The sequence below is a fragment of the Nocardia sp. FBN12 genome, from assembly GCF_050320175.1.
Classification (GTDB): Bacteria; Actinomycetota; Actinomycetes; order Mycobacteriales; family Mycobacteriaceae; genus Nocardia.
In genome coordinates this window covers 465358-485165 of the sequence record NZ_CP190048.1, presented here as the reverse complement: position 1 = coordinate 485165, position 19808 = coordinate 465358, and the positions used below count along the sequence as shown (strand labels likewise).

The 19808-nt window shown below is 65.4% G+C and carries 23 protein-coding genes and 1 pseudogene; 16 read left to right on the top strand and 8 right to left on the bottom strand.

All coding sequences use genetic code 11. From position 1 onward, the window contains the following. Position 1: 1 nt before the first annotated feature. The 3 genes and pseudogenes from ACQHI0_RS02570 to ACQHI0_RS02560 all read right to left on the bottom strand — a co-directional run. Positions 2–580: a YdcF family protein gene (locus tag ACQHI0_RS02570; protein WP_427909059.1), complete on the bottom strand. Its 579-nt coding sequence runs from the start codon at positions 578–580 to the stop codon at positions 2–4. Between the two features lie 119 nt (positions 581–699). Then, entirely contained in the window at positions 700–978 is a 279-nt protein-coding gene (locus tag ACQHI0_RS02565) for a hypothetical protein (protein WP_427906324.1), read from the bottom strand. Positions 979–1050: 72 nt separating this feature from the next. Next, positions 1051–1155, bottom strand: a pseudogene (locus ACQHI0_RS02560) (MBL fold metallo-hydrolase); the annotation flags it as partial. 44 nt (positions 1156–1199) lie between these two features. Between ACQHI0_RS02560 and ACQHI0_RS02555 the strand changes: the two are divergent. Continuing rightward, the gene (locus ACQHI0_RS02555; protein WP_427906323.1) at positions 1200–2942 is read left to right on the top strand and encodes an N-acyl-D-amino-acid deacylase family protein; all 1743 of its coding nucleotides are present in this window, start codon (positions 1200–1202) and stop codon (positions 2940–2942) included. Beyond that, entirely contained in the window at positions 2943–3620 is a 678-nt protein-coding gene (locus ACQHI0_RS02550; protein ID WP_427906322.1) for a TetR/AcrR family transcriptional regulator, read from the top strand. Here the strand turns inward: ACQHI0_RS02550 and ACQHI0_RS02545 are convergent. Further along, positions 3592–4269, bottom strand: a complete 678-nt coding sequence (locus tag ACQHI0_RS02545) for an MBL fold metallo-hydrolase (protein WP_427906321.1) — start codon at positions 4267–4269, stop codon at positions 3592–3594. The two genes, ACQHI0_RS02550 and ACQHI0_RS02545, sit on opposite strands and share 29 nt — an antisense overlap. Positions 4270–4337: 68 nt before the next feature. Here ACQHI0_RS02545 and ACQHI0_RS02540 point away from each other — a divergent pair, with 68 nt between their 5' ends. Then, complete coding sequence (locus ACQHI0_RS02540) at positions 4338–6308, top strand: TPM domain-containing protein (RefSeq protein ID WP_427906320.1); 1971 nt, start codon at positions 4338–4340, stop codon at positions 6306–6308. A 45-nt stretch (positions 6309–6353) separates the two neighbouring features. Continuing rightward, a complete protein-coding gene (locus ACQHI0_RS02535; RefSeq protein WP_427906319.1) occupies positions 6354–7172 on the top strand; it encodes a MerR family transcriptional regulator in 819 nt (272 codons plus the stop codon). A gap of 76 nt (positions 7173–7248) precedes the next feature. Here ACQHI0_RS02535 and ACQHI0_RS02530 read toward each other — a convergent pair whose 3' ends face one another. Next, complete coding sequence (locus ACQHI0_RS02530) at positions 7249–8520, bottom strand: phthiocerol/phthiodiolone dimycocerosyl transferase family protein (RefSeq protein ID WP_427906318.1); 1272 nt, start codon at positions 8518–8520, stop codon at positions 7249–7251. A 157-nt stretch (positions 8521–8677) separates the two neighbouring features. Further along, a complete protein-coding gene (locus ACQHI0_RS02525) occupies positions 8678–10078 on the bottom strand; it encodes a glycine--tRNA ligase (RefSeq protein WP_427909058.1) in 1401 nt (466 codons plus the stop codon). Between the two features lie 189 nt (positions 10079–10267). On the opposite strand from ACQHI0_RS02525, the gene ACQHI0_RS02520 reads away from it, so the two are divergent. The 12 genes from ACQHI0_RS02520 (at position 10268) to ACQHI0_RS02465 (ending at position 18102) form a co-directional block, all read left to right on the top strand. Continuing rightward, the gene (locus ACQHI0_RS02520; protein ID WP_067456316.1) at positions 10268–10618 is read left to right on the top strand and encodes an ArsR/SmtB family transcription factor; all 351 of its coding nucleotides are present in this window, start codon (positions 10268–10270) and stop codon (positions 10616–10618) included. A 4-nt stretch (positions 10619–10622) separates the two neighbouring features. Continuing rightward, entirely contained in the window at positions 10623–11063 is a 441-nt protein-coding gene (locus ACQHI0_RS02515; protein WP_427906317.1) for a Fur family transcriptional regulator, read from the top strand. 106 nt (positions 11064–11169) lie between these two features. Beyond that, positions 11170–11463 carry a type VII secretion target gene (locus ACQHI0_RS02510; RefSeq protein WP_427906316.1) on the top strand — a complete coding sequence of 98 codons (294 nt, stop codon included), beginning with the start codon at positions 11170–11172 and terminating at the stop codon, positions 11461–11463. Beyond that, a complete protein-coding gene (locus ACQHI0_RS02505; protein WP_427906315.1) occupies positions 11463–13322 on the top strand; it encodes an alpha/beta hydrolase in 1860 nt (619 codons plus the stop codon). Before ACQHI0_RS02510 ends, ACQHI0_RS02505 begins: the two co-directional genes overlap by 1 nt. A gap of 5 nt (positions 13323–13327) precedes the next feature. After that, the gene (locus ACQHI0_RS02500; protein ID WP_427906314.1) at positions 13328–13825 is read left to right on the top strand and encodes a hypothetical protein; all 498 of its coding nucleotides are present in this window, start codon (positions 13328–13330) and stop codon (positions 13823–13825) included. A 57-nt stretch (positions 13826–13882) separates the two neighbouring features. Continuing rightward, positions 13883–14494, top strand: coding sequence for a DUF3558 domain-containing protein (locus ACQHI0_RS02495; RefSeq protein ID WP_427909057.1), 612 nt, complete (start codon positions 13883–13885; stop codon positions 14492–14494). 10 nt (positions 14495–14504) lie between these two features. Continuing rightward, complete coding sequence (locus ACQHI0_RS02490; protein ID WP_427906313.1) at positions 14505–14885, top strand: hypothetical protein; 381 nt, start codon at positions 14505–14507, stop codon at positions 14883–14885. Beyond that, complete coding sequence (locus ACQHI0_RS02485; RefSeq protein WP_427906312.1) at positions 14882–16207, top strand: hypothetical protein; 1326 nt, start codon at positions 14882–14884, stop codon at positions 16205–16207. Before ACQHI0_RS02490 ends, ACQHI0_RS02485 begins: the two co-directional genes overlap by 4 nt. Continuing rightward, the gene (locus ACQHI0_RS02480; protein WP_427906311.1) at positions 16194–16946 is read left to right on the top strand and encodes an ESX secretion-associated protein EspG; all 753 of its coding nucleotides are present in this window, start codon (positions 16194–16196) and stop codon (positions 16944–16946) included. Before ACQHI0_RS02485 ends, ACQHI0_RS02480 begins: the two co-directional genes overlap by 14 nt. A 42-nt stretch (positions 16947–16988) precedes the next feature. Then, positions 16989–17249, top strand: coding sequence for a type II toxin-antitoxin system CcdA family antitoxin (locus ACQHI0_RS02475; protein WP_427906310.1), 261 nt, complete (start codon positions 16989–16991; stop codon positions 17247–17249). Then, complete coding sequence (locus ACQHI0_RS02470; RefSeq protein WP_427906309.1) at positions 17152–17616, top strand: PIN domain-containing protein; 465 nt, start codon at positions 17152–17154, stop codon at positions 17614–17616. Before ACQHI0_RS02475 ends, ACQHI0_RS02470 begins: the two co-directional genes overlap by 98 nt. Positions 17617–17685: 69 nt before the next feature. Then, complete coding sequence (locus tag ACQHI0_RS02465) at positions 17686–18102, top strand: DUF4172 domain-containing protein (protein WP_427906308.1); 417 nt, start codon at positions 17686–17688, stop codon at positions 18100–18102. Between the two features lie 138 nt (positions 18103–18240). Here ACQHI0_RS02465 and ACQHI0_RS02460 read toward each other — a convergent pair whose 3' ends face one another. After that, complete coding sequence (locus ACQHI0_RS02460; RefSeq protein ID WP_427906307.1) at positions 18241–18609, bottom strand: hypothetical protein; 369 nt, start codon at positions 18607–18609, stop codon at positions 18241–18243. After that, positions 18609–19703, bottom strand: coding sequence for an RHS repeat-associated core domain-containing protein (locus tag ACQHI0_RS02455; protein WP_427906306.1), 1095 nt, complete (start codon positions 19701–19703; stop codon positions 18609–18611). The genes ACQHI0_RS02460 and ACQHI0_RS02455 overlap by 1 nt, the downstream gene beginning before the upstream one ends. Positions 19704–19808 lie beyond the last annotated feature (105 nt).

The window sequence follows — 19808 nt, the reverse complement described above, 5'->3', positions numbered from 1 at the left end:
CTCACTGTCCCGCCTCATAAGAGAAGTCTGCCGAGAAATGAGTGAGCTGGTACCAGAGCAGCGCGCCGGTTTCGCGGGCGATGCCGTGGAACTGCGACTCCCTCGTGTAGACGGCCGGACCGGTGCGGGTGGGTGCGGTCCACGCTTCCAGACCGGCGTCGCGAGCCATCGTCCTGGTTCGCAGTGAATGCCACGGATCGCTCACGAGTACGGCCGATGACATGTCGCGCTCCCCCATCGCCGCCGCCACCGCCTCGATGCTGCGCAGCGTGTCGGACCCGGTCTCCACCGCGAGGATGTTCTCGCTCGGGACGCCCTTGTCCTCCAAATACTGTTTGCCCGAGGCGGCTTCGGTGTAGAGGTCGCCCTCCTGCTTGCCGCCGACGGTGATCACCGTGGGTGCCACCCCGGCTTCGTAGAGCCGCCACGCCTGATACAACCGCGCCTCGAAAACCGACGACGGCGTCCCCGAATACTGCGCCGCGCCGAGCACCACGATCGCGTTCGCCGGGGTGTAGTCGTCGATCCGCGCGACTTGCCACACCCGGAACGCGGTCCCGGCGACCAGCACCACCCCCATCAGGACCGCCCCGACGATCAACCGGACGAACCACACCGAGACCGTCGACACCAGCCCGCGCGGATGCCTGACATCCGGGGCGGGCGCGGCCGTTCGCGAGAAACCCGATTTCACCTTCGTCAGTCTGCCAGGTCGGTCCGACGCGCCGCGGGGTCAGCGGTCACCACCGGATTCCGTTCCGGTGAACTACCGGCCGGTGCCAACGAGATCGTCGCGGCGATATCGATGAACGAGCGGATCAGCGGGCTGTCGTTGTTCCAGGCCAGCACGAGACTGCTCGGCGGTTTGTCGACGAGCGGAACCACCACGAGCCCGTCCGGTACCGGATGGCCGACCGGCGTCAGCCCGACGGTGCCATTCCACAGGACCGCCTGCTGACATTCGTGGACGGTGCGCACCACCGGGCCGGTATCCGGATCGGTCTTGGACGCTGCCGCTCGCGCGATGGTCAGCTGGAACCCTGCGCTGATTCACCAGCCCCGCGCACACCATTCGGGCAGGTTCGCGCGGTCGGCGCCGAGGATGGTGTCGTCGCCGTGGCCCGGGTAGACGACGGTGTAGCGGTCGAGGAGTTTGCCACCTCTTGACACTTTGTGACCGATCGGTTGCAATGTTATCTGTGAGCTATGACACGATCATCAGAGGCGGCCGCTGGTTCGACGGCGCCGGTTCCCCGTCCGCCATTCGCCACCTCGGCCTGCGGGAAGATCGTGTCGTCACGGTCTCGGCGGACCCGCTGGACGAAACGGGTTGCCCGAATGTCGTTGCCGCCGAAGGTAAATGGGTGCTGCCCGGCATGCTGGACATCCACACGCACTACGACGTCGAGGTGCTGAAAGAGCCGGCGCTGGCCGAATCCGTGCGGCACGGCATGACCACCATCGTGCTCGGGTCCTGCTCACTGTCGACGGTGCACGTCGAGCCCACCGACGCTGGTGATCTGTTCGGCCGCGTCGAGGCGATTCCGCGACCGCACGTCATCGGCACCGTCGAGGAGGTCAAGTCCTGGAGCTCGGCGCGCGAATACGCCGAAGCCCTCGAGGGCCTGCCGCTGGGGCCGAATCTGGCTGCCATGATCGGACATTCGGATATCCGGGCCGCCGCCATGGGCCTGGACCGCGCGACCCGCAAGGACGTGCGGCCGACGCGCGCCGAACAGGCGCGGATGGAGGCCTGGCTGACCGAGGCGCTGGACGCCGGGTTCGTCGGCATGTCGGCGCAGCAGCTGCTGTTCGACAAGCTCGACGGCGAGGTCGCGCGCTCTCGGACGCTGCCCTCGACCTATGCCGGTTGGCGGGAACGGCGGCGGCTCAACGCGATTCTGCGCCGGCGCGGCCGACTGCTGCAGGGCGGGCCCGACATCAAGAATCCGCCGCGGCTGGCCGCGATGATCTTCGCCAGCGCTGGCCTGTTCCGCAAACGGCTCAAGACCACGCTGATCTCGGCCGCCGACCTCAAGGCCAGCCCGCTCATCGTCTACCTGATGAGCGGCCTCGCCCGCGCGGTGAACGCGCTCAACGGTGATTTCCGCTGGCAGCATCTGCCGGTGCCCTTCGAGGTCTACGCCGACGGCATAGACCTGGTCATCTTCGAGGAGTTCGGGTCCGGGGCGGCCGCACTGCACCTGGCCGACCAGGTCGAGCGCAACGCGCTGATGCGCGACGAGGCCTATCGCCGCCGCTTCCGCAAGGACTACGACGCCAAGTTCGGCATCCGGGTCTGGCACCGGGATTTCTTCGACGCCGAGATCGTGGCCTGCCCGGACGAAAGTGTCGTCGGCAAGACCTTCGGCGAGGTCGGCGTGGACCGGGGCGGCGTGCATCCGGTCGACGGCTTCCTTGACCTGGTGGTCGAGCACGGCACCAAGATGCGCTGGCGCACCACGATCTCCAATCACCGGCCCGAGATCCTGAACCGGCTCAGCGTCGATCCCGGTGTGCAGCTGGGCTTCTCGGACGCAGGCGCGCACCTGCGGAACATGGCCTTCTACAACTTCGGGCTGCGTTTCCTGCGCCGCGTCCACCGCGCCGAGCAGGCCGGGAGTCCGTTCATGACCCTGGAACAGGCGGTGCATCGGCTCACCGGCGAACTCGCGGATTGGTACGGCGTGGCAGCCGGGCATCTGCGCCCGGGCGACCGCGCCGACCTGGTCGTGGTCGATCCGGCGGGCCTGGACGACTCGCTCGACGCGTACGCCGAGTCCCCCGTCGCGATGTACGGCAACCTGGCTCGTATGGTCAACAGGAACGACAGAGCCGTTTCGGCCGTGTTCGTCGGTGGTCAGTATGTGTTCGGCGAGGGGCAACCCGCCGAGGCGCTCGGCGTCCGGCGCACCGGTCGTTTCCTGCGAGCCGGAGGGTAAGTGACCAACGCGCGACGAACACAGGCCGAGCGCAGCGCCGCCACCATCGCCAAACTGGTCGAGGCCACCATCGAGGCGATCGAGCAGGTGGGCTATCACAGCACCTCGCTCGGTGAGATCAGCAGTCGTGCGGGGGTTTCCAAGGCGGCCGTCTTCCGGCACTTCGACTCGCGCATGGACCTGGTGGTGGCGGCGGCGGGCGAGGTCAGCCGTCGGCACCTGGCCGTCGTCGCCGAGCTGCGCATCCCGGAGAGCATCACGCACCCGGTCGACCTCGCTGCGCTGATGCACTTGATGCGCAAGCAGATTCGCAGCGACATCAACACCGTCTGGCTGGAACTGCTGGTCGCCGCCCGCACCGAGCCCGAGCTCCGGCTCCGGATCGCGCCGGTGCTGCGGGAGCTCTACGATGAATTGGAGGAGCTCGCGGTCAGCGTGCTGACCCCCGACGTCGCGCCCGAGGCGGCCCGGCTGCTGGCCACCTCGCTGATCCACATGTTGGACGGCGAGGCGATTCTGCGCACCACCTATCCGCGCCCGGAACTCGAGGACGCGCGCATCGACCACGTCGCCGCCGCGTTCCGGGCGCTGACGGGTCCTACAGGCCCCAGTTCAGCTCACCACCGCGGCGATTCGAAACTCGACCACGTCACCAGCCTCGGTCACGCCAGACCGTGAGGTGGGGACGTTCAGCACCTAGAGTCGTGTCATCACCGTGGCCGGGGTAGACGACGGTGTCATCAGGCCAACGATCGAAGATCTTGCTGGTCACGTCGCTGAACAGGGTAGCGAAGTCGGTGGGATTTGTGGTCCGCCCAAGACCCCCCGGAAACAGGGAATCGCCGGTGAAGAGGTGGGTGTGGCCTGCGTCGTCGGTGAGGGCCAGGGCAATCGAGCCGGGGGTGTGACCGCGCAGGTGGATGATGCGCAGGGCGAGGTCGCCGATTTCGAGGGTGCCGCCGTCTTCCAGGAGGCGGTCGGGGCGGACCGGGATGTGGTCGGCGTCGAGGGCGTGGGCGGCGGTGGGGGCGTCGAGGGATTTGGCTACCTCGGTCAGTGCCTGCCAGTGATCGGGGTGGCGGTGGGTCGTAACGATCTGTTCGACCTGGCCGGGGGTCTCGAGCGTGGTGAGTTCGATGATGCGCTCGGCATCGTTGGCGGCGTCGATCAGCACGGCGGCGCCGGTGGTGGTGCTCTGGATCAGGTAGGTGTTGTTGTCCATCGGGCCGACGGACATCTTCACGATCCGGGCGCCGGGGACATCGCGCTGCTGGGCGTGCGCGCCCGCGGAGACGTGGCCGGTGTACTGACGATCGACTGAGACCATGCACCGATCGTAGAAGCCACGCGTCGCGCTGTCGTGTCCGTGTCGGTCTCGAGCGTTAGATTCGACACATGCCGCTGTCGAGGAAGAGTTCGGCCATGATCGGGGCGATGATCGCCGCGCTCGTCGTCCTGTGCGCGCCGGGAGCCGTCGCGGAGCCGCCGTCGCGGATGGGTCCGCAGCTGGTCGACTCCGCCGGCGTGCTGAGCGCGGCCGACGAGAGCCAGGTGCTCGACGCGGTCGACACGTTGTACCGCGATCACCAGGTGAAGCTGTGGGTCATCTACGTGCGCGACTTCGCGTCGATGGCCCCGCAGGACTGGGCCGACCGCACCGCCACCCTCTCCGGCTTCAGCGATCGGGACCTGCTGTTCGCGGTGGCCGTCGACGACCGCGGCTACTGGCTCCACGGCACCCTCCCCGAGGGCGTGAGCGACTCCGAGCTGGACGCACTTCTGGCGGGTTCGGTGGAACCCGCTCTGCGCGACCAGAAGTGGGCGCAGGCAGCGGTCGACACCGCCGAGAGGATCGGATCGGCGATGCGTGGTGGTGGGGTGCCGTGGGGTGTGCTGATCCTCCTTGTGCTGGCCGTGGTCGTGGTGGCCGGTGGTCTGATGTTGTTCTCGCGCAAGCGTCGTCGCGACCGCGACCGGGCCGAGCTAGCCACCGCGCGCGAGGTGGACCCGACCGACTCGGCCGCGCTGGCGAAACTGTCGCTGCCGACCTTGCATACCCTCTCCCGCGAGCGACTGGTCGAGATCGACGATGCCGTGCGAACGAGCGCCGAGGAATTGACCTTGGCCACCAGCGAATTCGGCGATACCGCGGTGACCCCGTTCCGCTCAGCGCTCGACGCCGCCCATGCGGCCACCGTGAAGGCCTTCACCCTGCGCCAGCAACTCGACGACGCCATCCCGGAGACCCCCGATCAGCAGCGCGCCATGCTCATCGAACTCCTCGCCACCGCGGGCAAGGCCGATCGCGAACTCGACGCGCAGGTAACCGATTTCGACGCCATGCGCGACCTGCTCATCGACGCGCCCGCCCGGCTGGACGGCCTCACCCGCGACATCGTGGACCTCACCGCACGCGTGCCGGGCTCCGAAACCGAACTCGTCCGGCTCGATTCGACCTACCCGCCCTCGGTCATCGCGCCGATCCACGACAACGTGCGTATGGCGCTCGAACGAATCACCTTCGCCCAGACCAACATCGACAACGCCCGCGCCGCACTCACGCGGCCCGTCGGGCAGCAGGGCGGTGCGGTCGCGGCGATCCGCGCGGCCGAAGGTGCGATCGGGCAGGCCAGGACCCTGCTCGACGCCGTCGACCAGGCCGCGACGAATATTCAGCAGGCACGAGATGGTCTGCCCGCCGCTCTCGACGAGCTACGCGCGGACCTGAGCTCCGCCGAGAGTCTCACCGAGTTCGGCGGCGCCGACCTGGCTGCCGCGGTCACCTCCGCAACCGCGGCCCTCCACGCTCCGAACGCCGACACCGACCCCCTCGGCGCTTTCCACAACGCGGTCACCGCCGACGCCGAACTGGACCGGGCGATCGCCGCGGCCTCGGACCGCAAACTGGCCGTGGAGGATCTACGACGCCGACTCGATCGCACCCTCACCGACGCGGCCGCGCGCATCGATGCGGCATCGTCGTTCATCACCACCCGGCGTGGCGGCGTCGACGCGGAGGCGCGCACCCGGCTCTCCGAAGCCCAACGCCACCTCGCCGAAGCCCGCGCGCTCGCGGGTAGCGACCCCGAACGCGCACTCGTGAGCGCGCAGACCGCGGCCGACCTCGGCGGCCGGGCCATGCAGCAGGCACAGGCCAGCGTGCAGGCATGGGAGACGCGTCAGCCGATGTCGGGCGGCGGCTCGCAGACCGGCGCGGTTCTAGGCGGAATCCTCCTGAACGAGCTTCTCCGCGGTGCGATGAGCGGCGGTTCCCGGCGCGGAGGCTATGGCGGCGGTGGGTATCGGCCAGGATCCTACGGCGGCTCGTCGGGATCGCGACGAGTGAGCCGAGGCGGCAGATTCTGAGCACTTGACTCTCTCACTGTGTGAGGACGTACACCGAAAGGCGTCATGTTCAGCATCGGAGATTTCGCCAGACACGGTCAGGTGTCGGTACGCATGCTGCGCCACTACGACGCAGTGGGTTTGTTACCGCCCGCCAGGGTCGACGCGGCCACCGGCTACCGGTTCTATACCGCGGCGCAACTGGCTCGGCTCAACCGGCTCGTCGCGCTCAAAGAGCTCGGGTTCACTCTCGAACAGGTAGGCCGGATGCTCGAGCCGGGGCCCGACGCGGCAGAACTGCGCGGCATGCTCACCTTGCGCCGAGCCGAGTTGGAACAGCGGATCGCGGCGGACCGCTCGCGATTGACCGAAATCGAATCGAGACTCCGAATCATCGAGAAGGAGGGCGTCATGCCCGATCAGGATGTAGTGATCAAGTCGGTGCCCGCGGTGCGAGTGGCCGAATCATCCAGCTGCGCATCGGGATTCGGACCCGAGGCGATCGGCCCGGTGATCGGGCCGCTCTTCGACGAACTGGCGGGCAGGCTGGCGGAAGCCGGGATCGCGATCGCGGGGCCCGCGATCGCCTATTACGATCCGCGAGACGACGGCACGGTCGGCGTGCACGCGTGCATGCCGGTGACTGTGGAACCCGATGCGGCGCCGGACTTCACGATCGTCGACCTGCCCGCGCTCGAACAGGTGGCGAGCACGATCCATCGCGGGAATGTGAGCGGAATCGGCGCGGCGTGGCAGGCCTTCGGCCGCTGGGTCGAGGACAACGGGTACCGCACCTCCGCACCCTGTCGCGAGGTCACCCTGGAATGGACACCTGACCCCGATAGCTGGGTCACCGAGCTGCAGGAGCCGCTCGCTCCGCGATGATGCCGCGCCGGCCCTCGGCGAGCGAGAGCCGCGTCACCGGCGGCTGCGGACGCAGATCGAATCAGGTCCGCCGAACTCAGGCGGTCGCGGCTTCCTGACTGGCGGGTGGCCAGGACAGCTCCGATGCCATGGCATCCAGAAGTTCGGCGGCGAGCGCGCCGCCGCCCAACCGCCCGATGGTCAGTCGACCGAGGTAGGTGTAGACGAGGAATGTGACGGCCGCGGACGCCCCCGTCGACGGGCGGGGGTGTGCGGAGAGGTAGACGATCTCGTAGTCGTCGAGGATCAGCCCGGCGGGGGCGTGGAAGGTGGGCACCGTTCCGGTATTGGTGAGGGCGATATGGCCTGCGGTGGAACGGATTCGGCCGGGGCCGAAGAAGTCCGGAAAGTGCAGCACCGACTGTTCGATCACACCAGCGCCGAGATCGTCGTGCAGACTCGTGCCGATGCGCCGAGCCAGTCCGACGAGGTCGTCGGTATCCGCCGACCCGGTGGCAAAGCCAGCCAGCCCCGACAGGTTGGTTCCCCCGGCCGCGGCGACCGGCGGGTCGAGCCGCCTGCGCAGATCGACCGGGTACACACATCCCACCCACGCCACCCCGTACACCGCGGCGAACGCACGCACCGCCGCCGCCGTGACCAGCCCGTTGACACTCACCGCCTGAGCCCGCGCCAGCTCGAGCACCCGCGCGGTCTCGGCCGGATCGAGGTGCACGCGGGCGGGTCTGGCCAGCGCCGGACTCGACGGCGGGGACGGTTCGACGACACCCACCGCATCGGCCACCACCAGCGGACGCGTCACCAGCTCGAGTCCCGATCGTGGGCCGCGCTCGATGCCCCGGTGCGCCAGCAGCGATTCCAGCGACACCGGGTATTCGTGGGCGTCGACGGTGATCGCGCCGGTCTCGACATAGCCGGTGTAGTAGCTCCACAACCGCGCGAACAGTTCGACGCAATGCGCCGCATCGGCGACACCGTGATGGACGAACAACGTGACCCGGGCCCGATCCTCTTCTGCCAGAACCACATCCAGATACGCCAGCTGAGCACCGGGATCCATCGGCTCGGTCGGGATCCTGACCTCGTCGGGCTCGCCGAAACTCACCCACGCACCGACAGCCTCGATGTGCCCGGGCCGCAACAGGATTCCGTTCTCGTCGGCGTCCTCGACGATCCGGCACACCAGGATCGGATACGCCTGCTGCAAGGCAGCGAACGCCGCCCCGAGCGCGGCCGCCTCGAGTTCGCCGAGCACGGTGACCGACCGCCCCGTGTAGGTCGCATGCCGCACGAATCGCTGCTCCGACGGATCGAGCACCCGCACCACGTCTTCCGGTTCCCACAGCACACCGGAAATCGTGAGGCACACGACTCCCCAACGCAAACCGTCAGCTACACAGTGTGATCAACGCAGCTCGCTCGAGATCATCACGATCAACCGTCCAGGGCGCGGACGCGTAAGGACCCGCACCGAACATCCGGTGCGGGTCCTTACGGCTGGCGAATCAGGCGCCGATGAGGCGGGCTGCGAGGTAGGCCTCGACCTTGTCCAGGGCGATGCGCTCCTGGGCCATCGAGTCGCGCTCGCGGATCGTCACTGCCTGGTCGTCGATGGTGTCGAAGTCGACCGTGATGCAGAACGGCGTGCCGATCTCGTCCTGACGACGGTAGCGGCGGCCGATGGCACCCGCGTCGTCGAAGTCGACGTTCCAGTTGCGGCGCAGCTGGGCGGCGAGGTCCTTGGCCTTGGGGGTCAGGTCGGCGTTGCGCGAGAGCGGCAGCACCGCGGCCTTGACCGGCGCGAGGCGCGGATCGAGACGCAGGCTGATGCGCTCCTCGGTGGTGCCCTTCGCGGTCGGCACCTGGTCGACGGTGTAGGCGTCGACCAGGAACGCCATCAGCGAACGGGTCAGACCGGCGGCCGGCTCGATGACGTACGGCGTGTAGCGGTCACCGGTGGCCTGGTCGCGGTAGCTCAGGTCGACATTCGAGTGTTCCGAGTGCGTCTTGAGGTCGTAGTCGGTCCGGTTGGCGATGCCCTCGAGCTCGCCCCATTCGCCGCCCTGGAAGCGGAAGCGGTACTCGATGTCGGTGGTGCCCGCCGAGTAGTGCGACAGCTTTTCCTTCGGGTGCTCGAACAGGCGCAGGTTATCCGGGTCGATACCGAGATCGGTGTACCACGCCAGCCGGGTGTCGATCCAGTACTTGTGCCACTCGACGTCTTCGCCGGGCTTGACGAAGAACTCCATCTCCATCTGCTCGAACTCGCGCGTGCGGAAGATGAAGTTGCCCGGCGTGATCTCGTTGCGGAAGCTCTTGCCGATCTGGGCGATGCCGAACGGCGGCTTCTTGCGCGCGGTCTCCTGCACGTTCTTGAAGTTGACGAAGATGCCCTGCGCGGTCTCGGGTCGCAGGTAGTGCATGCCCTCTTCGTCGTCCACCGGGCCGAGGTAGGTCTTGAGCAGGCCGGAGAAGTTGCGCGGCTCGGTCCACTTGCCGGGCTGGCCGGTGTCGGGATCGTTGATGTCGGCCAGGCCGTTGGCGGGCGGGTGGCCGTGCTTGGCCTCGTAGGCCTCGATGAGATGGTCGGCGCGGTAACGCTTGTGCGTGTGCAGCGACTCGACCAGCGGATCGGAGAAGGTGGCCACGTGGCCCGAGGCCTCCCAGACCTGACGCGGCAGAATCACCGAGGAATCGAGGCCGACGACGTCGTCGCGGCTGGTGACCATGGTCCGCCACCACTGCCGCTTGATGTTGTCCTTCAGTTCCACGCCGAGTGGACCGTAGTCCCACGCCGACTTGGTGCCTCCGTAGATCTCACCGCACGGGTAGACCAGACCCCGGCGCTTGGCGAGGTTGGCAACGGTGTCCACCTTCGACTTGGGTGCCACGCGAGATTTCTCCATCCACTGCGAGTCGGAATTGTTCGGCATGCCGTACCGGTGTTCGATCCGGCCTACCGTACGTAAGTGGGTCCAGCGTATCGGGACGCGTCCAGTGGGTTTGCAGCAGCCGAGGTGTCCGCGCGGCGCGTCATTTGACATGCGCAATTATGCATATCAAAATGGAATCTGTTTCCATTAAGGAGTTGGTTCATGACCACCGAGGCCGCGCCCGCGCACCCGCACAACCCGTACCACTCCCCCGCCCCCGCCGCCGTGCCGTCGCGCACGGTACTCGAGGACGCGGGCGAGCTGCTGCGGGCACTGGCCGCGCCGGTCCGCATCGCCATCGTGCTGCAACTGCGTGAGTCGCCGCGCTGCGTGCACGAGCTGGTCGACGCCCTCGGTGTCACCCAGCCGCTGGTCAGCCAGCATCTGCGCATTCTCAAATCGGCGGGCGTCGTGCACGGCGAACGCTCGGGCCGCGAGGTGCTCTACGAACTCGTCGACGACCATCTGGCCCATATCGTGGTCGATGCCGTCGCCCATGCCGAAGAAGGGTAAACCGTTGGCAGACAACATCTCCGCGAAGCAGGTCGGTGTTCGCAGCACCCGTCAGCGCAGCGCCATCTCGGCCCTGCTCAGCGATATCGACGAGTTCCGTTCGGCCCAGGAACTGCACGACGAGCTCCGCAAACGCGGCGAGAACATCGGCCTGACCACCGTCTACCGCACCCTGCAGTCGCTCGCCGACGCGAGCATGGTCGACGTGCTGCGCACCGACACCGGCGAATCCGTCTATCGCCAGTGCTCGAGCGGCCACCATCACCACCTGGTCTGCCGCCGATGCGGGCGCACCGTCGAGGTCGAGGGCCCGACGGTCGAAGCATGGGCGGAAGCGATCGCGAGCGATCACGGCTTCACCGAGGTGAGCCACACTCTCGAGATCTTCGGTACCTGCCGCGAATGCGTGCACATCCGGGCCGCCGCCGAGACCGCTTCGGTGTGACTCACATCACATAATGGAACCTTCACTACGCGTGCTCCGTCCAACCTTCACGAAGGGACCGGTCCACCCGGACGCGTAGTCCTTCGGTGACGAAGGAGGGGACATCGTGAGTGGAACCCTGGGCGTCGAGCCCGATCAGTTGAAGACCATGGCGACGGCCTGGCGCCGGGAGGCAGCCGAGGTCGACGCGCTGAACTGGGCGACTTCGGGCGAGGCGACCGGTGACGGCAGCGATGTGCTCGCCGCCGTGCGCGGACTGCCCGACCCGGCATCGCAGGCGATGGACTCGATCGCGACCCGCTACACGACGCTGGCCGACCTCGTCGACAAGTTCTCGGCCGACATCCAGGCTCGCGACGCCGAGACCGCGGGCGAGATCGGGAAACTCGGTACCCGCTGATGCGCCCCACGATCCCCCAACTCGACACCTGGAATCTCGAGGGCCTGCACCGCGCCGCCGAAGCCGCCCGCGCCAACGCCGACGTGCTCTCGACCTCGGTCGACGACTGCTCGCGTGCGATCTCCGCGGCGGGCAGCTGGCACGGACAGACCAAGGACGCGGCCTCGCGGCGGATCGATGAGGAAGTCGATCACGGGTACGAGGTGCGCACCGTACTGCTGCGGGTGGCTGACGATGCCGATGACGCCTACCAGGGCTTGAAGCACTCCACAACCTATGTGCTGGAACAGAAGAACCTCGCGACGGCGCAGGGTTTCGCGGTGGCTTCCGACGGACGGGTGACTCATCCCGATCCCGAAAAGGAAGGCGACGCAGGGGTTTTCCAGCTCAATCTGTTGAGCGGGCTGGATGAGATCGAACGCCTCGACAATCTGTTCGGTGCGCGGCTGCGCGAGTCGGTGGGCGACCTCGGCGCGATACGCGACGGTCAACCCGACGTCACCCTCGCGGACGGTTCGGTCCAGGATCCGGACGCCGTGGCCATTCAGTTGGCCTCGATGTCGCCGGATGATCGGGCGACGTTCCTGGCCGGGTTGAGTCCCGAAGCGCAACGTCAGCTGGTGATCGCGGCTCCGGAGAAACTGGGCAACCTGAACGGGGTGCCGTTCGTGATGCGGATCGAGGCCAACGAGATCAACGTCCGGAATGCGCTGACCCAGGAGAAGGCCAAGCCGAATCGGGACGAATCCCGGGTCAAGCAACTGGAAGCGATGCTGGCGCCCATCCCGAATCCGGAAGTCGCGGACGCTCACACGGATACGGCCACCGCGACCGGCAAAGACGCGACACCGCAGCTGGGCATGGTCGACCGCAAATTCGTGATGTTCAGCACCGAGGGCAACGGTCGGATGATCGAGATGATCGGCGATATGAAGTCGGGTGCGCCTGGTGTCGGTGTCTACGTGCCCGGCACCAGCACGAACCTGAACGGTTCCGGTTCCAATCATGTAGCCGCCTGGAACCTCGCAGACAAATCCGGGAGCCCGGTATTCCTCTATATGGAAGGTGACTTCCCACAGAGTCTGACAAGTCTGTCCGACGGTGCGCCGAGTCCGCGATTCGCGGCGGATATGGCACCCCGACTGGTCGACTTCGGTCGCGAAATCGACAGAGAGGTCGCAACGTCCGCACCGGGAACACCGGTTTCCTATGTGGGCCACTCCTATGGCGGCTCGATCGTCGGATCGGCCGAACAGTTGGGCCTACGCGCCGACCGCGTGCTCCATGCGTCATCGGCGGGAACCGGTGTGTTCGAAGGTGGTTGGAACAATCCGAACCCGAATGTTCAGCGCTACTCGATGACCGCGCCCGGCGATCTGATCGGTGTCGTGCAGTCCTATCCGGATGGTGGGCTGACCACTCCCGGCGGGATTCATCTTCCCGGCAATCCGCACGCTTCGGACGTTCTCGGTGGCGATCCTGATGAAGTACCCGGCGTGACCCGCCTGGATACCGGCTATTACAGCGACGAGTCCAAGGACCACCGCAACGACCTCGTCTTCGGAAGCGACGGGCACGGCGATTACTGGGACGATCGGAACTCGACAGCGTTCGAGAACATCGTCGGCGTCATCAACGGCTCGAACGCGACAGCCTATGTCGAACGTGGGATCGAAACACGGTATGTCGACATCGGTTTGGGCGACAACGGTGATGGCGGCAAGGAAGGCTTCGACGCCGCGAAGGCCGCCGCTGCCGCGGCACTCGCGGATGCGTTCGGCAACCCGAACCTCGACCCATACGCGAACCCGCACGTCACCGACCACCCGCAACTCGGCGAAAAGATCGACATCAAATGAGGATGATGACCGCATTCGCGGTACTTGCCACCACGACTCTGACCGGGTGCGGCGGCTTCATCGACAGAGGTCCGACCAACCAGGAGATCAAAGACACAACGGGGCTGACCGTCGACGAGGCGAGTCCGATTGTCGAGCGCAATCTCGAACTCGTCTGGCCGGAACAGGTGACGATCAAACGCGGCCCGCTGCCATATTCCGGCGTCGGCTGCCGGACCAACGACTCGATGATGTCGGAAGGGCCGCCGTGGTACCTGCGCATCACAAAGGAGGAGGTGAACCCGTCCCAGGAGTTCATCGACCGTGCGCTGGCCAACCTCGAATCGATGACCGCACGGGGATTCATTCTCGAACCGAGCAAGCGACCGGACGCCGTCCCCGCGGATCGGTACTACCGTGATCCACGCGGCTACACCGTCTCATCGTCCCTCGACACCGACGTTGGGCCGAAGAAGGAAGTGCGGTTCTCGATGACCGCGACCTCACCTTGCGCGGCGGAGTAGGGCGTGACCTTTCGCGATGCGCATCGGCGTGACTACGATCTCGGAAGCGGGGAGACCATGAACGAGCACCGGTTCTGTGGGAGGGACGAAGGCATGGCAGTTCGAGGTAGCGCGATTCGGGTGATCGGTGTGCTCGTGGCGGTGGGGTTGGCTGTCGCGGGGTGCGGGAGCGATGAGCAGGGGACGGCTGGTCCTCAGTCGAGTGCTGTGAGTGTGGCGGCGAGTCCCACTTCGGTAGATCCCGAGGCGAAGGTGTGGGATCCGTGTTCAATACCGGACTCGGCAGTCAGCGGGGTTGGACTGAACGCGGGCACCCGGAAGAACGAGGTTGCTGGGGTCGACTTCACTGGGTGGAAGACGTGCAGCTGGCAGGACTCGGCCAAGCAGTACACGTTTTCGATCATGTCGTCGGAACACACGCTGGCCGAATCCCGGACACGGACAGATTTCACCGACTTCACCGAGACCACTGTGGGCTCGCACACAGCGCTCCAGCTACGTCCGACCGGAGCCACCTACGACCTGAGTTGCACTCTCGTCGTAGAGGTCCCGAACGGGTCGGTTATGTTCAGCCTGCTGAACCGCGTCAGCGCGTCCTCGCCACCAGCGCCATGCCAGGAGGCGCGCAAACTCACCGACAGCTTCGCCCAACACCTTCCCGCGATCTGAGGGGCGAGTAATGCTGTTGAGCATCGACCCTGGCGAGTGGAGTCAGCTGTTGGTCCAAGCTGAAGCCGGTCAACTTTCGCTCGATCCCGAAATCGGCAAGGATCTCGACAGAGTTTGCGATGACCACTTGGAGCGACTGGAAGAGGTCTTTGCCCAGGTTCTTCAGGTCCGCAATATCGCCGGCTTCGGCTCGTTCAACTCGAGCCAGACGCTGGAACGGAAATTCTCGCTGACAGCATCAGGCGGCGATCGCCCACTGGACGAGGTCCTCAAGAAGCACATCGAGTCCGTCCAGACGGCGAAAGAGGTTGTTGCCAAGGCGATTGCGAACTTCGTCGCCCAGGATCAAGCGACCGGCGCCAAGATCTCCGCGACAGGAGAACATGTGTGACCTACGAGGATTACAAGAGCAAGGTGATCGCCGCGCAGGAGCAGTGGAATACCGAGCGGGCCAAGATCTACGACCGGCAGCGATCGGGCAACTACTCCACGATTTTCGACGGCGATACCCAACCTCCGCACATCACCACCCCCGACAACTACGACAGCATGTCGCTCGAGCAGATGCAGGCGGCGGTGGCGGCGATGAAACCGCAGATGGTCGATGATGCGGTCACGGCATGGGCGAATATCGGCGGCGCGCTGATGGGCACGTTCACCGGATTCAACCAGCAGTTCGCACGCACAGTCACCGGGGCCGGCGGCCACAGTGGGTGGACAGGCGCGGCCGCTTCCGCAGCGGTTGCCGCCGTGAACAACTATGCGCAGCAATCGATTCCACTCTCCCAGGCCGCAACCGCGATCAGCCTGAAGCTGAACGAGATGCGCACCGGACTCGAACAGACCCAAGCCTTGATGCCTGGTCTCACCGAACGCGCCAACGTCACCGGCAAGTCCTTGCCCGCCGACGGCGTGATGAAGGTCGACGACCACAACCGCGAAGAGGCCACCCAGGAGGCGCGCCGGATCCTGCGGTCGGTCTACAGCCAGGTCGCGGGCCAAACCGACGTCGGCGTCCCCTTCCTGCCCACCGCACCGACGATCGCCAGTGGCGACAGCGGCGGCCCTGGTACCAACGGCGATACGAATACCGGTGGCTCCCAAGTTGGTTCGAACGGCGGCACGACGACCGGGAACCCGTCGACCGGCACCCCAGGAGACGACACAACCACTGAGGAACCGAACTCCGAACCGGGCTCCACCACCCCGCAATCCACCGAGGCTGCCTCGACCACCCCGCAAAGCTCCACTGCCGCACCACAATCCAGCACACCGACCACCTCGACTCCCACCACAGGTACTCCGGCGACATCCACGCCCGGCGTTGGCACCCCGAGCACGGGTCGACCCGGCGGCGGGTCCGCGGCCGGCCGAGGCGGCTCCACCGGCGGTGGGGCCGGCGCCACCGGCGGGCGCGGCGGCTCCGCGGGCGGCCCTGTCACCCCGGGAAAGACCACGCCGGGCAGTCCCGCCGCAGCCGCGGCCGCCGCGGCGGGCACTCGCGCGGGCACGCCCGCGGCCGGTGGTCGCGGTGCCGCGGGAATGGGCGGCATGGGCGCGCCCGGCGCGCGCGGCAGCTCGGACGACGAACGCACCAAAGGCATCCCCGACTACCTGATCACCCAGGAGAACGGCGAGCTCCTGCTCGGCACGAACGAGATCCGGACCGTACCCCCAGTGATCGGCGGAGACAACGACAGTGCACCGAGCTGAATTCACCGGCACCGAATTCGACATCCTCTGGTCCGGCTACGGCCGCGACCGTCTCCCCTACCCCCTCCAATACCGCACCGACATCGTCGAATTCGACGAACTGAAGCGGCATCGCGAGGCAGCCGTGGAGAGCCTGCTCGGCAAGTACGATCCCGCGATCGAACGCGCCATCACCGTCCTGCTCGACCCCGAAGCCAGAGTCGAGTCCAAAGGCTATGTCGGACAGGATGATTCGGCCATCATCCGTTTCCACGGTGCGATCCGCGGCGAAGTCGGCGCCACCCTGCAACAAGCGCCGGGCACCGCCGAGGACACGGGCGCCAATGTCACCCTGACCTACTGCACCCCCATCCAGGTAGCAGCCCTGACGGTCGCCGCCCTCCCCCGCACCAAACCCGGCAAGAAGCCCCCGGTCGAGGTAAGCCGCGAACAGCTGGCCGCCGAAGAAGACCACTTCGAATACCGCGCGAGCCGCCTCAGCTCCGCCGAACAACTCAACCGCATCTTCCACCGCCCCCGCCAAGCCTTCGGCGAAATCTCCGCCCTCTCCGGCCCAGCCCTCGACGCCCGCCCCACCCCCACCCGCACCTTCTGGTGGATGGACTACCCCGACGGCCGCTACTACGTGAAAACCGGCGACCCCATCATCGCCGAACCCCTCCCCACCGACCGCATGATCGCCGGCATCCACCGAATGCTCACCCGAGCCCAGCGCTACCACCAGGAATTCCCCGCCTGAAGTTCGATGCCATCCAGCCGACCAGACGGGCACGATACTTATATGGCCAAAAGTAAGATCACAGTGACCGTTGATCAAGAGGTGGTCGAGCAGGCGCGCAAACTCGGCGACGCGCATGTGTCCGCGGTGGTCAACGCCGCATTGACCGAGCACGTCGAACGGATTACACACAACGCCGCCCTGGGCGATCTCCTCGACGGGTGGGATGACGAGTCCGGTCCTGTTTCCGACGCGGATATGCGAGACGCCGCAGCGGCATTCGATGAGCTCGACGCAGCGAGCGAACGGCGCGAGACCTCGTGACCAGTCGTTCTCGATTCGGATGGGCTGTCAGCACTGTGAGGTGCTTGTGCCCGCCGTCATCTGCGCGGAAGTATGCCGGGGTGTTGCCCGAACTCGCCGGGTCGAGACGCTGGTTTCCCGCAAACCCCATGACCACCCATGGCAACGACCCGTGGCCATCGTGCCCACCGACTTCGACATGGCCCGACTCGTCGGCGCGATATTGCACGGCGCACAGGTCGGCAGCCGGTACCTCGCCGACGCCCACGTCGTCGCACTGTGCGCTCGTTACGGCGGCGGACTGGTGATCACCTCGGATCCCGACGACATCCGCCAACTCGCCGCAGCCGTTCCATCAGCTCGAATCATCTCCCGAAGCCCTGACTGAACCGGATTCTGACCGACATTCGGATTATTCGCTTCAGATTCTGCAGCGAATAGACGCTACTTTCACTGCATGACGAGCCGTAGGTATATCTGGGAGTCCGCCGACTGGCCGCACTACACCTACGATGCCGCCCTGCTCGCCAAGCCCACCGAGGCCGTCGCGCTCGCACAGGGCCGCCTGCACGGCCGCCTCATGGACGCCGACGATGCCACGCAAGACAAGGTCGAGTTGGACGCGCTCACCACCGACGTCGTGCAATCGAGCGCCGTCGAGGGCGAGTTGCTCGATGTGGCATCGGTCAGATCGTCCATCGCCCGCCGACTCGGCGTCGACATCGGCGCAACAACCCCCTCTGATCGCAGAGTCGACGGTGTCGTCGACATGATCCTGGATGCCACACGCCATCACGACCAACCAGTAACAGCGGAGCGCCTTTTCGGCTGGCACGCCGGTCTATCACAGAATTTGAACATAGAATATTGGTAACAGCAGCTTCAGAAGTTCTCACTGGCTATCCGCCAGAACCTGATGCCGATCACCGGCAGTCTCCTCCACTGCGAATACGATGACCGTCCCGACAGTTTATAACCGTCTTGACCTGGAAATCCGATCGAGAGACAGGACCTAACCCGTATTACCTCGGTTCCTGAAAGGTGGATACCATTCTTTTGGGTGAGTCTCTATTGTTTCAATTTCGCCGTATTCGTCATTGATAATTCTAAAGCATGTGTATGTATGCGGGTAGTTCTCTGCGTCCATTGCGTCGTTGTTGGTAGTCACCCGAAGTTCCCCGTTTGCACTGCCAACCATACGAAGCTCGGCAGAAAAACTGCCGTCACTACTGCGAAAAACGTCCACGTCGCCAAGCGGGTGTGCCGCCTTAAAGGTGAGCTGCCAAACAGTCTCCCAGCAACCATCGCCCATGTCCCTGACGCTTCCCCAGGTTGTCTTTTTGATGTTGGAGGCGGAGTACTCGTAGCTCTTGGAAGACATTATGGCGTCACCTTTGCAATCCATTCCAACGTCGCGTTCAGTGTTTCAAACGATCGCGGATGGAATATCGTCTCATCAGGAACCCCTTCACCTACTGCTCGCACCTCGACGTGCCCTCTTTCGAGCAGTTGCTGGTAGACGTTTTCAGGAATCCTTCCCACGATTACGGTAGAGGGGGAATTGGGGTCCACGCGAAGGCCCCATTCGTATGCTGACTGAAATCCGGGAGAGTCTCCACCTGCGACTTCATGTGTAAAGAATGATCCTGGTCGGCTCATTAATCCTCCATGTGTAGCTGCTTGCCCGGCATTGGCATCGAGCCCGTTGTTTACGATATTGTTCGCGTTGTCCAGGGACGTTCCGTGTGCAAATTCACGATATTCTGGAGTAAGCCCCAGCGGGTCCGACCACTTTGTTGGGTTGTGTGGGTAGGAGTGAGGATTTGGAGCTGGAGCGAGTCCAAGTGGGTCGGCAGTGAGAAATCTGCCTGTTTCCGGGTCGTACGTTCGAAAACTGTTATGATGTAAACTCGATTCGGCATCCTCGTATTGTCCATGATACCGAAGAGGTGTACTTGTTGCACCAGTCCAGAGGTTGCGCCCCCAGAGGGTTCGCTTGGACATTCCTTGACGTTCAGCAGTGTGCGGGTTAATTAGTTCATCTGGGCATCCGGTGAGGTCGGTAACGACAATGGAAGATACAGCCACCGACATCTGCTTCACAGACTGGGCCGCAGGGGTCAGCGTCCCAGGAATATAGTGCCAGCAGGTCACCGAGTCCTTTTGAGACTCCTCAATTAGACAAGTCGCCTCATACACATAGGACGTCTGCTGAATTACTTCCTGCGTGGTGGTGTCCAGTCGCGCTTTGCCCACCCTGCGCGCATGAGCATCGTAGTTGTAGCACCACCATTCACCTTCGGGCGTGTACACATCGGTCAGCTGATCGAACGCGTTGTACCGATAGTGCCAGACTGCTGGTTTACGGGAGATTCGTGTCGTGACTTTTCGGATGAGCCAGCCAGCAGGGTCGTAGTAGTAGTGGTTGCGGCCATCTCGAACGAGGAGATTGTTGTGGTACTCGCGGCCTTCCATGGACACCCGCTGGGATTGCGCGGGCGGTGGGTTCCTGGTCGGAGAGGGGAGGCTGGCGGTGATGTTGGAGAGGGGGTCGTATTCATAGGCTTCGGCGACCTCAGC

Excerpts from the sequence above, each read along its gene's own strand:
- ACQHI0_RS02570 (WP_427909059.1), bottom strand. The coding sequence starts at position 580 with ATGGGGGTGGTGCTGGTCGCCGGGACCGCGTTCCGGGTGTGGCAAGTC.
- ACQHI0_RS02545 (WP_427906321.1), bottom strand. The coding sequence starts at position 4,269 with ATGGTCTCAGTCGATCGTCAGTACACCGGCCACGTCTCCGCGGGCGCG.
- ACQHI0_RS02540 (WP_427906320.1), top strand. The coding sequence starts at position 4,338 with ATGCCGCTGTCGAGGAAGAGTTCGGCCATGATCGGGGCGATGATCGCC.
- ACQHI0_RS02535 (WP_427906319.1), top strand. The coding sequence starts at position 6,354 with ATGTTCAGCATCGGAGATTTCGCCAGACACGGTCAGGTGTCGGTACGC.
- ACQHI0_RS02525 (WP_427909058.1), bottom strand. The coding sequence starts at position 10,078 with ATGGAGAAATCTCGCGTGGCACCCAAGTCGAAGGTGGACACCGTTGCC.
- ACQHI0_RS02520 (WP_067456316.1), top strand. The coding sequence starts at position 10,268 with ATGACCACCGAGGCCGCGCCCGCGCACCCGCACAACCCGTACCACTCC.
- ACQHI0_RS02505 (WP_427906315.1), top strand. The coding sequence starts at position 11,463 with ATGCGCCCCACGATCCCCCAACTCGACACCTGGAATCTCGAGGGCCTG.
- ACQHI0_RS02500 (WP_427906314.1), top strand. The coding sequence starts at position 13,328 with ATGACCGCATTCGCGGTACTTGCCACCACGACTCTGACCGGGTGCGGC.
- ACQHI0_RS02495 (WP_427909057.1), top strand. The coding sequence starts at position 13,883 with ATGAACGAGCACCGGTTCTGTGGGAGGGACGAAGGCATGGCAGTTCGA.
- ACQHI0_RS02490 (WP_427906313.1), top strand. The coding sequence starts at position 14,505 with ATGCTGTTGAGCATCGACCCTGGCGAGTGGAGTCAGCTGTTGGTCCAA.
- ACQHI0_RS02475 (WP_427906310.1), top strand. The coding sequence starts at position 16,989 with ATGGCCAAAAGTAAGATCACAGTGACCGTTGATCAAGAGGTGGTCGAG.
- ACQHI0_RS02470 (WP_427906309.1), top strand. The coding sequence starts at position 17,152 with ATGACGAGTCCGGTCCTGTTTCCGACGCGGATATGCGAGACGCCGCAG.
- ACQHI0_RS02465 (WP_427906308.1), top strand. The coding sequence starts at position 17,686 with ATGACGAGCCGTAGGTATATCTGGGAGTCCGCCGACTGGCCGCACTAC.
- ACQHI0_RS02460 (WP_427906307.1), bottom strand. The coding sequence starts at position 18,609 with ATGTCTTCCAAGAGCTACGAGTACTCCGCCTCCAACATCAAAAAGACA.
- ACQHI0_RS02455 (WP_427906306.1), bottom strand. The coding sequence starts at position 19,703 with ATGGAAGGCCGCGAGTACCACAACAATCTCCTCGTTCGAGATGGCCGC.